11 protein-coding genes are annotated in these 13,594 nt (G+C 66.8%); 5 read left to right on the top strand and 6 right to left on the bottom strand.

What is annotated here, in order from left to right; all coding sequences use genetic code 11:
• Positions 1 to 129: 129 nt before the first annotated feature.
• Positions 130 to 1,338 carry an LL-diaminopimelate aminotransferase gene (locus sphst_RS04555; protein WP_031440657.1) on the bottom strand — a complete coding sequence of 403 codons (1,209 nt, stop codon included), beginning with the start codon at positions 1,336 to 1,338 and terminating at the stop codon, positions 130 to 132.
• A 278-nt stretch (positions 1,339 to 1,616) separates the two neighbouring features.
• On the opposite strand from sphst_RS04555, the gene sphst_RS04550 reads away from it, so the two are divergent.
• Together sphst_RS04550 and sphst_RS04545 are read left to right on the top strand one after the other, a co-directional pair.
• Entirely contained in the window at positions 1,617 to 3,374 is a 1,758-nt protein-coding gene (locus sphst_RS04550) for a PHA/PHB synthase family protein (RefSeq protein ID WP_107045226.1), read from the top strand.
• 205 nt (positions 3,375 to 3,579) lie between these two features.
• The gene (locus tag sphst_RS04545) at positions 3,580 to 4,719 is read left to right on the top strand and encodes a glycosyltransferase family 2 protein (RefSeq protein WP_199848914.1); all 1,140 of its coding nucleotides are present in this window, start codon (positions 3,580 to 3,582) and stop codon (positions 4,717 to 4,719) included.
• Positions 4,720 to 4,737: 18 nt separating this feature from the next.
• Here the strand turns inward: sphst_RS04545 and sphst_RS04540 are convergent, their stop codons facing one another.
• Entirely contained in the window at positions 4,738 to 6,210 is a 1,473-nt protein-coding gene (locus sphst_RS04540; RefSeq protein ID WP_043156467.1) for a lipopolysaccharide biosynthesis protein, read from the bottom strand.
• A gap of 662 nt (positions 6,211 to 6,872) precedes the next feature.
• On the opposite strand from sphst_RS04540, the gene sphst_RS04535 reads away from it, so the two are divergent.
• Together sphst_RS04535 and clpS are read left to right on the top strand one after the other, a co-directional pair.
• Positions 6,873 to 7,712, top strand: a complete 840-nt coding sequence (locus tag sphst_RS04535; RefSeq protein WP_159043508.1) for a phasin family protein — start codon at positions 6,873 to 6,875, stop codon at positions 7,710 to 7,712.
• A gap of 238 nt (positions 7,713 to 7,950) precedes the next feature.
• Positions 7,951 to 8,337 (top strand): ATP-dependent Clp protease adapter ClpS, encoded by a 387-nt coding sequence (clpS, locus tag sphst_RS04530; RefSeq protein ID WP_081877724.1) that lies wholly within the window; start codon positions 7,951 to 7,953, stop codon positions 8,335 to 8,337.
• Between the two features lie 43 nt (positions 8,338 to 8,380).
• Here the strand turns inward: clpS and sphst_RS04525 are convergent, their stop codons facing one another.
• The gene (locus sphst_RS04525) at positions 8,381 to 9,169 is read right to left on the bottom strand and encodes a Crp/Fnr family transcriptional regulator (protein WP_081874263.1); all 789 of its coding nucleotides are present in this window, start codon (positions 9,167 to 9,169) and stop codon (positions 8,381 to 8,383) included.
• Between the two features lie 121 nt (positions 9,170 to 9,290).
• On the opposite strand from sphst_RS04525, the gene murA reads away from it, so the two are divergent.
• On the top strand, positions 9,291 to 10,574 hold the full coding sequence (gene murA, locus sphst_RS04520) for a UDP-N-acetylglucosamine 1-carboxyvinyltransferase (RefSeq protein ID WP_107045224.1): 1,284 nt from the start codon (positions 9,291 to 9,293) through the stop codon (positions 10,572 to 10,574).
• 179 nt (positions 10,575 to 10,753) lie between these two features.
• Here murA and sphst_RS04515 read toward each other — a convergent pair whose 3' ends face one another.
• From sphst_RS04515 to pgeF, 3 genes are all read right to left on the bottom strand, one after another.
• On the bottom strand, positions 10,754 to 11,272 hold the full coding sequence (locus tag sphst_RS04515; protein ID WP_031440516.1) for a phosphoribosyltransferase: 519 nt from the start codon (positions 11,270 to 11,272) through the stop codon (positions 10,754 to 10,756).
• A gap of 147 nt (positions 11,273 to 11,419) precedes the next feature.
• The gene (locus sphst_RS04510; protein WP_425057507.1) at positions 11,420 to 12,763 is read right to left on the bottom strand and encodes a cystathionine gamma-synthase family protein; all 1,344 of its coding nucleotides are present in this window, start codon (positions 12,761 to 12,763) and stop codon (positions 11,420 to 11,422) included.
• A 76-nt stretch (positions 12,764 to 12,839) separates the two neighbouring features.
• Entirely contained in the window at positions 12,840 to 13,583 is a 744-nt protein-coding gene (gene pgeF / locus sphst_RS04505) for a peptidoglycan editing factor PgeF (protein ID WP_107045227.1), read from the bottom strand.
• Between the last annotated feature and the right edge of the window lie 11 nt (positions 13,584 to 13,594).

Here is a 13,594-nt window from a genome sequence, read left to right as displayed (position 1 = left end):
GGGGGGGGGTGGGGCAGTGCCGCGCTTCCCGCCGTCATCCTGGACTTGATCCAGGATCCAGAGCCACGGGCGGAGTGCTGCTTGGCTCTGGGTCCTGACGTTCGTCAGGATGACGGGTGGGCCGGCGGGTCAGCCGGCGCCCTGGGCGGGGGTGTTGACGCCCATGCTCTGGAGGTAGCGTTTCACGTTGCGCGCGGCCTGGCGGAGGCGTTGTTCGTTTTCGACCATCGCGATGCGGACATAGCCCTCGCCATTCTCGCCATAGCCGACGCCGGGCGCGACCGCGACGTGCGCGTGGGTGAGGAGCTGCTTGGTGAATTCGAGGCTGCCGAGATGCGCGAGCGCGGGCGGCAAGGGCGCCCAGGCGAACATCGAGGCGCGCGGCGAGGGGATGTCCCAGCCGGCGCGGCCGAAGCTTTCGACGAGCACGTCGCGGCGCTTGTGATAGAGCTCGCGGTTGCGCGCGACGATGTCCTGCGGGCCGTTCAGGGCGGCGCAGGCGGCGGCCTGGATCGGGGTGAAGGCGCCGTAGTCGAGATAGCTCTTCACCCGGCTCATCGCCGCGATCAGCGTCTTGTTGCCGACCGCGAAGCCGATCCGCCAGCCCGCCATCGAATAGGTCTTGCTGAGCGAGGTGAACTCGATCGCGATGTCCTTGGCGCCCTTGACCTGGAGGATCGAGGGGGTCGGATTGCCGTCATAATAGAGCTCGGAATAGGCGAGGTCGGAGATGATCCAGACCTTGTTCTCCTTCGCCCAGGCGACGAGCCGTTCGTAGAAGGCGAGGTCGACCGCCTCCGCGGTCGGGTTGGACGGATAGTTGACGACGAGGATCGACGGGCGCGGCACGGTGAACGCCATCGCGCGCTCGAGGCTCTCGAAATAGGCGTCGTCGGGGGTGGTCGGCACCGCGCGGATCGTCGCGCCGGCGATGATGAAGCCGAAGGTGTGGATCGGATAGGACGGGTTGGGCGCGAGCACGACGTCGCCGGGCGCGGTGATCGCGGTGGCGAGGCTGGCGAGCCCTTCCTTCGAGCCCATCGTCACGACGACCTCGGTCTCGGGATCGACGTCGACGCCGAAGCGGCGGCCATAGTAATTGGCCTGCGCCTTGCGGAGACCGGGAATGCCGCGCGACTGCGAATAGCCGTGCGCGCCGGGCTTGCTGGCGACCTCGACGAGCTTGGCGATGACGTGCTCGGGCGGCGGCAGGTCGGGATTGCCCATGCCGAGATCGATGATGTCCTCGCCGCCCGCCCGCGCCGCCGCCCGCATCGCGTTCACTTCGGCGATGACATAGGGTGGCAGGCGTTTGATGCGGTAGAAATCGTCGGACATGATCGGCCCCGAGCTGGAGGAAGGGGTGCTGTACCGTATGCCGCGGGGGGCGTCATCCACCGCGTTTGGGTTGTGGCGGGAAAGGTGGGGGCGTGCCTGCCCTTCTTCGTCATCCCGGGCTTGACCCGGGACCCAGGTTGGCGGGCGTGTGCGCTGCTTGGCTCTGGGTCCTGACTTTCGTCAGGATGACGGAAGGGGACGGAAGGGGCGGGAGGGTTGCTGGGTGCTTTCGCCGGGTGGGGGAGTGGGTTAGGCTTGGGCAAAAGGAGAGGTTGCCCATGTCCGAGACGCCGGGGATTGCCGCACCGACGCTGGCCGAGCTGCAGCACTGGACCTGGGTGATGGGGCGCGCGCAGCAGATGATGATGGCGCAGGGGCTCGATGCGATCACCGCGCCGCTCGATGCGGCGGTGCCGGAGGCGATGGTGGTGCCGGGGTTCAATGATCCGGCGACGATTGCGCGGGTGCGCGATTTCTGGCGCGACGGCTTTGCGCTGTGGCAGCAGATGCTGGTGCCCGCGGGGGGCGGCGCGGCGCCCCAGCCCGAGCCCGGGCCTGCGACCGACAAGCGATTCAAGGCGGCGCAGTGGCGCGAGCCGGTGTTCGACCTGATCCGGCAGAGTTACCAGACGATCGGCGACCAGATGCTGCGCAGCGTCGACGCGGTCGAGGGGCTGGAGCCGCGGCAGAAGGAGCAGCTGCGCTTTGCGACGCGCGGCTTCGTCGATGCGATGAGCCCGACCAACTTCGCGCTGACCAATCCCGAGGTGATCGAGAAGACGATCGAGACGCGCGGCGCCAACCTGTTGCAGGGGCTGCAGAACATGATGGCGGACATCGGCCGCGGGCAGCTCAGCCACACCGCACAGGGCAGTTTCGAGCTGGGCCGCAACCTGGCGATGACGCCGGGCAAGGTCGTGCTGCGCACGCCGCTGTACGAGCTGATCCATTATGCGCCGACCACCGAGCGCGTCCAGGCGACGCCGCTGGTGATCTTTCCGCCGTGGATCAACCGCTTCTACATCCTCGACCTCAACCCCGAGAAGAGCTTCATCCGCTGGGCGGTCGAGCAGGGCTTGAGCGTGTTCATGGTGTCGTGGAAGTCCGCCGATGCGAGCATGAAGGACGTGGTCTGGGACGATTATGTCGCCGCGCAGATCGAGGCGATCGAGACGGTGCGCGGCCTGCTCGAGGTGCCCGCAGTGCATACGATCGGCTATTGCGTGGCGGGGACGACGCTGGCCGCGACGCTGGCGGTGCTGAGCGCGCGGGGGCAGGCGGACCGCGTCGCGAGCGCGACCTTCTTCACGGCGCAGGTCGATTTCGCGGATGCGGGCGAGCTCGCGCATTTCATCGACGACGAGCAGATTGCGCTGCTCGGCACGCTGTCGCCCGAGGGGTTTCTCGACGGGCGCTACATGGCGGCGACGTTCAACCTGCTGCGCGGGCGCGACCTGATCTGGAATTACGTCACCAACAACTATCTGCTCGGCAAGGATTATGTGCCGTTCGACCTGCTCCACTGGAATGGCGACACGACCAATTTGCCGGCGAAATGGCACAGGGCCTATCTGACCGACCTGTACCGCGACAATCTGCTGGTCGAGCCGGGCGCGATGGTGGTGGACGGCACGCCGGTCGACCTTAGCTGTGTGACGACGCCCGCCTATGTCCAGGCGGGGCGCGAGGATCATATCGCGCCAGCGGCGAGCGTGTGGAAGCTGACGACCGCGCTGTCGGGGCCGGTCCGCTTCGTGCTGGCGGGGTCGGGGCATATCGCGGGCGTGGTCAACCCGCCCGCCGCGGGGAAATATCAATATTGGACGCTGGATCCGGCCAGCACCGACACGCCGGCGAGCCTCGACGCGTTCGTCGCCGCGGCGGTCGAGACCAAGGGGAGCTGGTGGCCCGACTGGGTCGCGTGGCTGCGCGCGATGGGGGACGAAACGGTCGCGGCGACGGGGGCGCGGATCCCCGGCGAAGGCGCGCTGCCCGCGCTTGGCGAGTCGCCGGGAGACTATGTGCGGATGCGGTGAGCGGGGGTGCGTCCCCATGCGCAGGTGCGGGATTCGCGCCTGAGCCAGTCGTGGCGGCGTGTCGCGCTTCGGCAAGAGGCGCGGCGGGACCAGGGTCGGCCCACGCCGGTCGGTGTTCTTAACAGAGGATAATTTTCCGTTATGCATTGACCCGGACCGTGCCGCGAGGGCACCGGCCGCCAGCAACTCGCATAAAGGACGCCCCTTGACCGCCCAAATCGACGTGCTCATGTCGACCTATAATGCCGGCCGGTTCCTGCCCGAGACGCTGGCCAGCATCCAGGCACAGACGATCCGGGACATCCGGATTATCATCGTCGATGACGGCTCGACTGACAATTCACCGGAACTGCTCGCACAAGCCGCGCGGCAGGATTCGCGCATCCACGTCATCACGCAGGCCAATGGCGGAATCGTCGCGGCGCTCAATGCGGGGCTTGCGGCCTGCACCGCGCCCTTCATCGCCCGGCACGATGCCGACGACCTGTCGAACCCGGACCGGTTCGAGCGGCAGATCCGCTATCTCGAGGCGAACCCCGACTGTGTTGCGGTGGCGGGCGCGGCACGGCAGATCGACACGGACGGGCACTGGCTCGGCACGCTGACGCGGCTTCGCGATCCCGCGCGCGCCGATCCGTTCAGCATCCCTGCGACCGAGCCCTACCTGCTTCAGCCGATGTTGATGGTGCGGACCAAGAGCTTTCACGCGGCCGGTGGCTATCGCCCTCTCCTGATCGCGGAGGATTCCGATCTGTATTGGCGGCTTCAGGGCTTCGGTCGGCTGCACAATCTTACCGAACCGCTGGGCGGCTACCGGATGCATGACGGCAGCATCACGAGCCAGTCGGTCGTTGCCGGGCGCCGGGGGGCCTTGTGCGCACAACTCGCCGCAATCTCGGCACAGCGTCGCACGCGTACCGTGCCGGATCTGGTGTTCGATGCCGCGCTGTACGACGCGATCAAGCAGGCGACGACGATGACGGACCTCTACACGGTGGGATGCGCGCAGCTGACCCCGGCGGAGCAGGACTGGCTTGCAGTGGCACTCTCCGCAAAACTCGTCGAGCTGTGCTTTTACAGACCGTTCGAGCCATCGGTCGAGGATTGCCGGTTTATCCGCGATGCACTGAACGCGCATGGCAATATCATGACGCCGGACAACCGCGCAGCGCTGCAGGAATTGTTAATCGGCACCGCCGTGCGCCTTGCCATCAAGGGGCTGATCGCAGAGGCGCTGGTGCTGGCGCCGGCGAAACGCCTGCCGACCGTGATGGCACGAATCCTGTTCCGCGTCGCGCTCCCGGGCACGCTGCGGACCCGGGTGAAGGCGCTGGTCGGGCGGTGACCCGGGACGATAGGTTGGCTAGGCGGACCGGCGTCGAGCCGCCAGGCCGCGCAGCTCGGTGATGATCGGGTGACGGTAGTAGAGAAGGGCGAGCGCCCAGAGCAGACCACCGGCCACGACCGACATCGCGACTTGCACGAACGGGGTCCGGGCATCCCACCCGTGCCACATCATCAGCAGGAGCGGCGGGCAGATCGCTGCGATGGTGACCACCGCGCTGCGTCTATAGATGGGGAGAAAGTCTCCGTCGTGACTTCCCGTCATTCTCTTGATGTGCGGCAGATAGAGGAATACGGCGAACATGCCTTCGGCGACGCGGCCCACCATGGCGCCGGTCAGGCTGAACAGTGCGCCGGTCACGAACAGCGCAACCCCAACAGTCGCCCGGATAATTTCGAACCGTGCCTGTTTCGAGGTCTCCTTCGCGACCACGAAGAGCTCCCACGCCATCGTCACCGAAACCCACAGGATTCCGTTGAAGCACAGCACCGCCAGCGGAAGCGCAAGCGCGGTCCACTTCGCGCCGTAGAGGATGTAGACCATTGGTCCCGCCAGAACGGCCATGCCGGCGAAGGCCGGCCACAGGATCGCGGTCATGAATTCGAGCACCCGAAGGTAGCGTAACCGCAACGGTGCGCCGTCGCGTGCGATCTGGGCGAAATCGGCGATCAAAACCCGCGCGAGAACGGTATGTACGTTATCCGACAGGATGCTGAAAAGGTTGTTCGCGCGGGAATAGAGACCGAGGGCCGACAGCCCGCTGAGATTGCCCAGCGCGAAATTCGATACCTGGTTCTGCATCTGCACGACACCATTGATCATCAGCATCCGTGACCCGAACTTGTAGATATCGCGCCAATGACGTGCGCCCAGGCGGAACTGGACGTGGCGCGGGGCGACGAGGCAGGTTGCAACTGAACTCATGACGGCCGTTATGACGCTGCCATAGGCGAGGCTCATGTAACTGAATCCCGCGATCGCGAAAAGGACTGTGCAGATCGTCCCGGTCAGGGAGCTTATCAGGCGGATCGTCGAGATCGATTTAAAGTTTCCCTCTCGCTGGAGCAGTCCGGTTGGGACCAGCGACAGTGCATTGATCAGCGGCGTCCACGCGATCCAGAACAGCACCGTCTGAACCCCGGGATCTTTGAACAGCGCCTGGCCTAGCAGGCCGAATGCGACAATGATCGCGCTGATCGCCACAGACAGCAGAATGTTGACACTGAAGACCGACGACAGGACATCGCGATCCACGACATCAGCGCGAATCAGATAGTTGCCAAGGCCAAGCGACTGAAACGCGGTGATCATGCCGACCGTCGCAAGCGCAATCGCGAACACGCCAAGCTCGTACGGCGTCAAGATCCGCGCCAGCACCACGGAGCTGCCAAACTGTATGACGAGCATCCCCGTCTGTCCGATTGCCGCCCACAGGAATGAACGGCGAATGGAGCCGGGTGCCTTCCCCTTGTGATCAGATGCGACGTCCATAATTCGAGGCCCTTGAGCGAGCCCTATTCGGCAGCGAATAGAGCTCGATATCCATGGTTTGGGGGGTGCCGAAGCCCTGAAAGCCCATCAGGCCTGAGGCTTGGCTATGTTGGTAGTGATTGATCGGCGCTCTGCCGGCGGCTCTACGCGTAATCGATGGTCGCAGGCGCGCATGTATTCCAGTGCCGCGACCATCCGGGCAGGCCGCGTGGTCGTCGGATAGCCGGTTGCACAAACGCGGTGGGGATATCCATGATTAGGCCGGACATATACGAGATGGGATCAAGCCCTTCGGTGCTGACAGACGTTGGGATCACTGGGCTGACCGAAGGCCATTGCTTCCAATAGCCCCGTTCCGGCGCTGCTGCCAAGAAAAACGTCTGGGATCATCGCGTTCGGAGAAAATTTGACGCGATCGCTTTCGCCGTGTGGGGATAAACGGGAAGGCATGTGGGGCACGATCCCCGTACGGTTACGACGCGACTCGGCTGGGTCCTGCCGTCGTGCGTTGACCGGCCTTGCGGCCCGGGCCGCGGAGGCGTGGAGCGTCGATATGCAAAGCCATTGAATCCGCTTTATATTGCACTGCACAAACGACATTGTTATCGTGTTTTGAGTCTGATATATTGCGCCGCAGCACAAGAATGCGGGGAGCGGTGGCGATGCGGGGGTCTGGGGCCAAGTCGGACGAGCACAAGGCGGTAAAGCTGGGTGCGACGCCGCGTCGCGCAGCCCGGGGCGGATCGCGCGCCGCCACACCGAAGACGGCGCAAGCCCTCGAAATCGCGCCGCCCGAGACTGCGCCCGTCGCGCTTCCCGAGACTGTGCCCGAGATGGCTGTCGCCGCGGTCGAGGGGGCGGCGGGGATTGCTGCGGCGGACATCGCCGCGCAGCCCGTGAGCCTTGACGAGCCGCAGACCGCCGCGTCCGACGACGCGCAGCCCGTGAGCACCGACGAGGTGCCGCCCGCCGTGACCGGCGTCGCGGTGCCGCTTGCAACACCCGTTTCGACACCAGCAGACATCGTCGTTCCCGTCGGAGCGGCGCGTACAGGAAAGGATGGCATGATGAATTTCGACACCGGCACGATCGAAAAGACCCAGGCAATGTTCGCCGACCTCTCGACCCGCGCGAAGGGCGCGATGGAGAAGAGCGCGGCTGCGTTCGAGGACGCCAATGCGTTCGCCAAGGGCAATATCGAGGCGATCGTCGAATCGTCGAAGATTGCCGCCAAGGGCGCCGAGACGCTGGGGCATGAGGTTTCGGCCTATGCCAAGGCATCGTTCGAGGGCGCGACCGAGGCGATGAAGACGCTCGCCGCGGCCAAGTCGCCGACCGAGTTCATGAAGCTGCAGGGCGATTACATGCGCACCGCGTTCGACACGCTGATCGCGGACAGCGCGCGTTCGACCGAGATGATGATGAAGATGGCGGGCGAGATCACGCAGCCTTTGTCCAACCGGGTTGCGCTGGCGACCGAGAAGCTGAAGATCGCCAACTGAGCCGTTGACCGGGGTCGGGGCCGCGCGCGTCGTCCCCGGCCGGTTGCGAGACGGGAGGGGCAGGCAGGGGATCCCTTGCCTGCCCCTTTTGCGTGGCGCTTGTGTCTAGCCCTTTTGCCGGGCCCTTTTGCCGGGCCTCATAGGTTGCCCTTTTAGCGGGCGGGGCTTGCTCTTCGACCATCAGGTGCCATATTTTCACGTCATGGCGCTGACACCGAAAATACTGGTTCCGATGACGATGACCGAGCGACGCTATAGCCGTGTTGAAGACGGGATCCGTGCCGAAGACGGGAATTCCGACGACACCGGGGATTCCGGCGGCAACGATCGGGGCAATGTCGGCATCGCGACCAAGACGCGGTCGCGCACCAAGCAGCCGACGCCGTACCGCGTGCTGATGCTCAACGACGATTACACGCCGATGGAATTCGTCGTGCTGTGCCTGCAGCGCTTCTTCCGCATGGACATGGAGGCGGCGACGCGGGTGATGCTGCACGTCCACCAGAAGGGCGTCGGCGTGTGCGGGACGTTCAGCTACGAGGTCGCCGAGACCAAGGTCAGCCAGGTGATGGATTTCGCGCAGCAGAACCAGCACCCGTTGCAGTGCACGCTCGAAAAGGCCTGATCGCGCGGCTTTAGGGGGCGCGTCGGAGGATAGGCCCGGCGGGTCAGCGCGCGGGCGGGAGCCAGCGCAGGTCGAGACCGTCGAACCGGTTCACGTAATTGGCGGCGCGCAGCAGCGCGGTCTCGTCGGTGAACGAGACGCGGCCAGCGCCGCGCGCGATCAGCCCGTCCTCCTCGAGCTGACGCAGCATGCGGTTGACATGGACCGCGGTCAGCCCGGTCGCGTCGCCGATCTCCTCCTGCGTGAGCGGCAGCGCGAAATCGGTGGTCGCGGCCTGTCCGGTCAGCCGGATGCGGTTGCGGATCTCGAGCAGCAGCGCGGCGACGCGGACCTTGGCCGAGGTCCGGCCTAGGGCTGCGAGCCGGTCGGTCAGCGCGACCTTTTCCATCTGGTTCATCACCATGATGACCGCGGCGAGCCGCGGATGTTCGGTCAGCAGCCCCGCCATCAGCGTCCGGTCGAACGGGCAGACGGTCAGGTCGGTCATCGCGACGATCGTCTCGGGCGAGTCGCGGTAGACCAAAGCCGAGACCGCGAGCATGTCGCCGGGAAACAGGAAGCGCAGGATCTGGCGGCTGCCGTCGTCGAGCAGGACATAGCTCATCGCCATGCCGCGCTGGAGGATGAAGAGCTCGGCCATCGGGTCGTGTTCGCGCAGCAGGATCGTGCCGCGGCGCAGGTCGCGCGGGCGCTCCTCGAGGCGCGTCAGCGCCGTCGTCTCGCTCTCGGTCAAGGTGATGTAATCGCCGAGACGTTCGGCGAAGCAGCTGTGCGGCACTGTGATCGGCTCCCCGTCGTTGCTCCACAGAGCAAACCCCCCGATTTTACGCATTAAAGTCGATCAATGGGGCCGGTCTGGACCGCATTTGGTTGACCGCCATGCGCGCCTGCGGAGGCAGGCCCGCCACGCGGCCGGGCTTGCGCGGATCGTGCGGGGCGATAGACAGCCGGGGATGGACCGTATTCTCATTCGCGGCGGCAACCGCCTGACCGGGCGCCTGCCCATTTCCGGCGCGAAGAACGCCGCGCTCACGCTGATGCCCTGCGCATTGCTGACCGAGGAGCCGCTGACGCTGCGCAATTTGCCGCGGCTGGCCGATGTCGACGGGTTCGGGCATCTGCTCAACCAGCTGGGCGCGTCGACCGCGATCCAGGGGACGCGGCCCGAGGATTTCGGGCGGGTGATGACGATCCGCGCGGGCAACCTGACCTCGACCGAGGCGCCCTACGACATCGTGCGCAAGATGCGCGCGTCGATCCTCGTGCTCGGGCCGCTGCTCGGGCGCGGCGGCGAGGCGACGGTGTCGCTGCCCGGCGGCTGCGCGATCGGCAACCGGCCGATCGACCTGCATCTGCGCGCGCTCGAGGCGATCGGTGCCGAGCTCGAGATGGCGGCGGGCTATGTGAAGGCGACCGCGCCCGGCGGACGGCTGACGGGGGGACGCTATCGCTTCCCGATCGTGTCGGTCGGCGCGACCGAGAATGTCGTGATGGCGGCGGTGCTCGCGCGCGGGACCAGCGTGATCGAGAATGCCGCGCGCGAACCCGAGATCGTCGACCTGTGCCGCTGCCTCGTCGCGATGGGCGCGTCGATCGACGGGATCGGCACCGAGACGCTGACGATCGAGGGTCGCGACCGGCTGCACGGCGCGACCTATGCGGTGATGCCCGACCGGATCGAGGCGGGCAGCTATGCCTGCGCCGCGGCGATCACCGGCGGCGACCTCGAGCTGACCGGCGTGACCGCGTCGGACATGGGCGCGACGCTCGACGCGCTGGTCGAGGCGGGGGTGAGCGTGACCCCGACCAAGGACGGCATCCGCGTCGCGTCGGACGGGCATCTCCAGCCGCTGACGCTGTCGACCGCGCCCTATCCGGGCTTTGCGACCGACATGCAGGCGCAGTTCATGGCGATGCTGTGCAAGGCGGACGGCGCGAGCGTGCTGACCGAGACGATCTTCGAGAACCGCTACATGCACGCGCCCGAGCTGGCGCGGATGGGCGCGGACATCCAGGTGCGCGGGCGCACCGCGGTGGTGCGCGGCGTCGACAAGCTGGTCGGCGCGCCGGTGATGGCGACCGACCTGCGCGCGTCGATGAGCCTGATCCTGGCGGGGCTGGCGGCGGACGGCGAGACGTCGGTCGGGCGGGTGTATCATCTCGACCGGGGGTATGAGCGGCTCGAGGAGAAGCTGAGCGCGGTCGGGGCGGATATCGAGCGGGCGAGTGACGGGTGAGGCTCGGGGGGCTGTGTGCCCTTCTTCCGTCATCCTGACGAAAGTCAGGATCCAGAGCCATTAAGCGCGGCGCCTGTAACTCTGGATCCTGACTTTCGTCAGGATGACGGGGTGGGGGGAGTGTGGCATTTGGGGCCCTGGATCCTGACTTTCGTCAGGATGACGGGAAGGGGCGCGCGTTACGCGATGCGGTCGGGGACTTCGGCGGCGTCGTGTTCGATCGTCGTGGCGGGGGCGACGGCTTCCCAGGGGAAGACGAACCAGTCCTTGGTGTCGCGACGGTCGATCGTGCGCGCGGTGTAGTCGATGCGTTCGGCGGAGCTGAGATTGTCGATCAGCGTCGCGAAGCGGATCGCGCCGGGGGTCGCACCCGCGGCGGCGAGCGCGGTGCGGAGATGGGTGATCGTGCGGCCGGAATCGTTGATGTCGTCGAGGAAGAGCAGGCGTTCGCCCGACTGGGTGCGTGCGGCGAGCTTGACGAGCGGCTGGTCGGCGAAATCCTCGACCTGGCTCGAATAGTCGACCGAGAGCGTCGGCAGGCCGATCGCGTGGCTGAGGAAGACCGCGGGGACGAGACCGCCGCGGCCGATGCCGATGATGAAATCGGGAGTCCAGTCAGCGTCCGCGCGCAGCTGGGCGGCGAGGGTGTGGATCGCGGCGACGAAATCGTCCTGCGGGATGGGGGTGAAGATCGGCATCCGTTGCGCTTTAACGGGTGGGGGGCGCTGGGGCCAGCCGGTGTTCGGATCGGGTTCGGGTAGGGTGGGTTTGCTGGGCTCTGGATCCTGACTTTCGTCAGGATGACGAGGAGGGGGGCGCCCGCTGGTTTAGCGGGCGCCCTGGGGTCAGATCGCTTCCAAGGCTTGCGTGAAGTCGGCGATCAGGTCGTCGGCATCCTCGACGCCGATCGAGATGCGGACGAGGTTGTCGGTGATGCCGAGCGCCTGTTTGCGTGCGTCGGGGACCGAGAGGTGCGTCATGCCGGCGGGGTGGCTGGCGAGCGTTTCGGTGCCGCCGAGCGAGACCGCGAGTTTCGCGATCTTGAGCGCGTCGAGGAAGGCGAAGCTCTCGCGCTCGCCGCCCTTCAGGTAGAGCGAGAAGGTCGAGCCGCCGCCGGTGCAGTGGCGGCGATAGATGTCGGCCTGACGCTCGGCGCCGGGTTCGTCGGCGAGGAAGCCGAGATAGCCGACGCGCTCGACCTTGGGGTGATGACGCAGATAGGCGCAGACCTTGGCCGCATTCTCGCCCGCGCGGCTCATGCGGAGTTCGAGCGTCTCGAGACTGCGCAGCAACATCCACGCGGTGTTGGGATCGGTGATCGTGCCGATCGTGTTGCGCATCGTCCGGATCGTGTTGATGTGCGCCTTGGTGCCGAGCACGCCGCCCGCGACGAGATCCGAATGGCCGCCGACATATTTGGTCAGCGAATAGACGACGATGTCCGCGCCGTGCTTGAGCGGCTGGAACCAGAGCGGGCCCAGGAAGGTGTTGTCGATCGCGATCGGCGGCTTCTCGTCACCGAAAATCGCGTCGCGGCTGGCGGCGACCGCCTCGACATCGACCAGCGCGTTGGTCGGGTTGGCGGGGCTTTCGAGATAGATGAGCGCGACATTGCCGGTCGCGGCCTCGGTCATCACCGCGTCGATCTCCTCGCGCGTGGCGCCGGCGGGGAAGTCGAGCCACTTGACCCCGAACTTGCCGAGCACGCGGCCGATCAGCGTCTCGGTCGCGGCGTAGAGCGGCCCCGAATGGACGATCGTGTCGCCGGGCTTGACCATCGCGAGGAACAAGGTGGCGATCGCGGACATGCCGGACGAGAAGGCGAGCGCGTCCTCCGCCTCTTCCCAGACGCCGAGGCGATCCTCGAGGATCTCCTGGTTGGGGCCGTTGAAGCGCGAATAGACGAGGCCCTCGGCACCGCCCGGACGCTTGCCGGTGACGCCCTCGAAATGGCGCTTGCCCGCGGCGGCATTGGGGAAGACGAAGGTCGAGGTGAGGAAGATCGGGGGCTTGAGCGAGCCTTCGGACAGCGACGGGTCGTAGCCATGGCCCATCATCAGCGTCGAGGGCTTCAGCTTGCGGCCGCCGATCTCCTCGACGTGCGGCTTGGGGGCGACGCGCGCGGCGACGCCGGTCAGGTCGGCTTCGGTCTCGGCGGGCATGCCGGTGGGGGTCGGGGTATCGGACATTCTGGGCTCCTGCATGGCCCGTCTGGTGCGGGCCGATGCGGCGAGCCTAGCGATGCGCAGCCGGTTTGGGGAGGCGTCAGAGGCCGATGATACTGATCTGGCGACCATAAGTGGGTTCGCCGCGATGGGTCGCACGGCGATAGCTGAAGAAGGCGTCGTCTTCGGTATAGGTGTCGCGGCCGAGCGCCTCGACCCGGCCGACCCCCGCGGCGGCGAGCCGGTTGACGACATAGGCCTCGAGATCGAACTGGTAATGGTCGGTACGGGCATCCGCGAAGAAGCGTTCGTTCTCGGGATCGGCCTCGCAGAAGCGGCGGAGGAAGCCGGTGTCGACCTCGTAGCTGGCGCGCGCGATGCACGGGCCGACCGCGGCGACGATCCGGTCGCGGCGCGCGCCGATCGCCTCCATCGCGAGCAGCGTGGCGTCGGTGACGCCGCCGAGCGCGCCCTGCCAGCCGGCATGCGCGGCGCCGACGATCCCCGCCTCGCTGTCGGCGAAGAGGACGGGCGCGCAGTCCGCGGTGAGGATGCCGAGCGCGAGCCCGGGGCGGTCGGTGACGAGCGCGTCGGCGCGCGGGCGGAATGTGTCGTCGACCGGCGCGGTGATCGTCACCGCCTCGGCCGAGTGGATCTGGTAGAGGCCGACGAGCTGCGCAGCGGGGAGGACGGCGGCGGTCGCGCGGCGGCGATTCTCGGCGATCGCGGCGGGGGAATCGTCGGAACCGGTGCCGGTGTTGAGGCTGGCATAGGCGCCGGTCGAGACTCCGCCGGTGCGGGTGAGGAAGCCGTGGGGGATGGGGGCGAGCGATTTTGCGCGGATGGGGGTGGGGG

The sequence above is a fragment of the Sphingomonas sp. STIS6.2 genome (assembly GCF_000732685.2).
Classification (GTDB): Bacteria; Pseudomonadota; Alphaproteobacteria; order Sphingomonadales; family Sphingomonadaceae; genus Sphingomonas; species Sphingomonas aerolata.
Note: the sequence above shows the minus strand (reverse complement) of the source record. Positions and strands in the feature narration are given on the sequence as shown.

Excerpts from the sequence above, each read along its gene's own strand:
- sphst_RS04555 (WP_031440657.1), bottom strand. The coding sequence starts at position 1,338 with ATGTCCGACGATTTCTACCGCATCAAACGCCTGCCACCCTATGTCATC.
- sphst_RS04550 (WP_107045226.1), top strand. The coding sequence starts at position 1,617 with ATGTCCGAGACGCCGGGGATTGCCGCACCGACGCTGGCCGAGCTGCAG.
- sphst_RS04540 (WP_043156467.1), bottom strand. The coding sequence starts at position 6,210 with ATGGACGTCGCATCTGATCACAAGGGGAAGGCACCCGGCTCCATTCGC.
- sphst_RS04535 (WP_159043508.1), top strand. The coding sequence starts at position 6,873 with ATGCGGGGGTCTGGGGCCAAGTCGGACGAGCACAAGGCGGTAAAGCTG.
- clpS (WP_081877724.1), top strand. The coding sequence starts at position 7,951 with ATGACCGAGCGACGCTATAGCCGTGTTGAAGACGGGATCCGTGCCGAA.
- sphst_RS04525 (WP_081874263.1), bottom strand. The coding sequence starts at position 9,169 with ATGCGTAAAATCGGGGGGTTTGCTCTGTGGAGCAACGACGGGGAGCCG.
- murA (WP_107045224.1), top strand. The coding sequence starts at position 9,291 with ATGGACCGTATTCTCATTCGCGGCGGCAACCGCCTGACCGGGCGCCTG.
- sphst_RS04515 (WP_031440516.1), bottom strand. The coding sequence starts at position 11,272 with ATGCCGATCTTCACCCCCATCCCGCAGGACGATTTCGTCGCCGCGATC.
- sphst_RS04510 (WP_425057507.1), bottom strand. The coding sequence starts at position 12,763 with ATGTCCGATACCCCGACCCCCACCGGCATGCCCGCCGAGACCGAAGCC.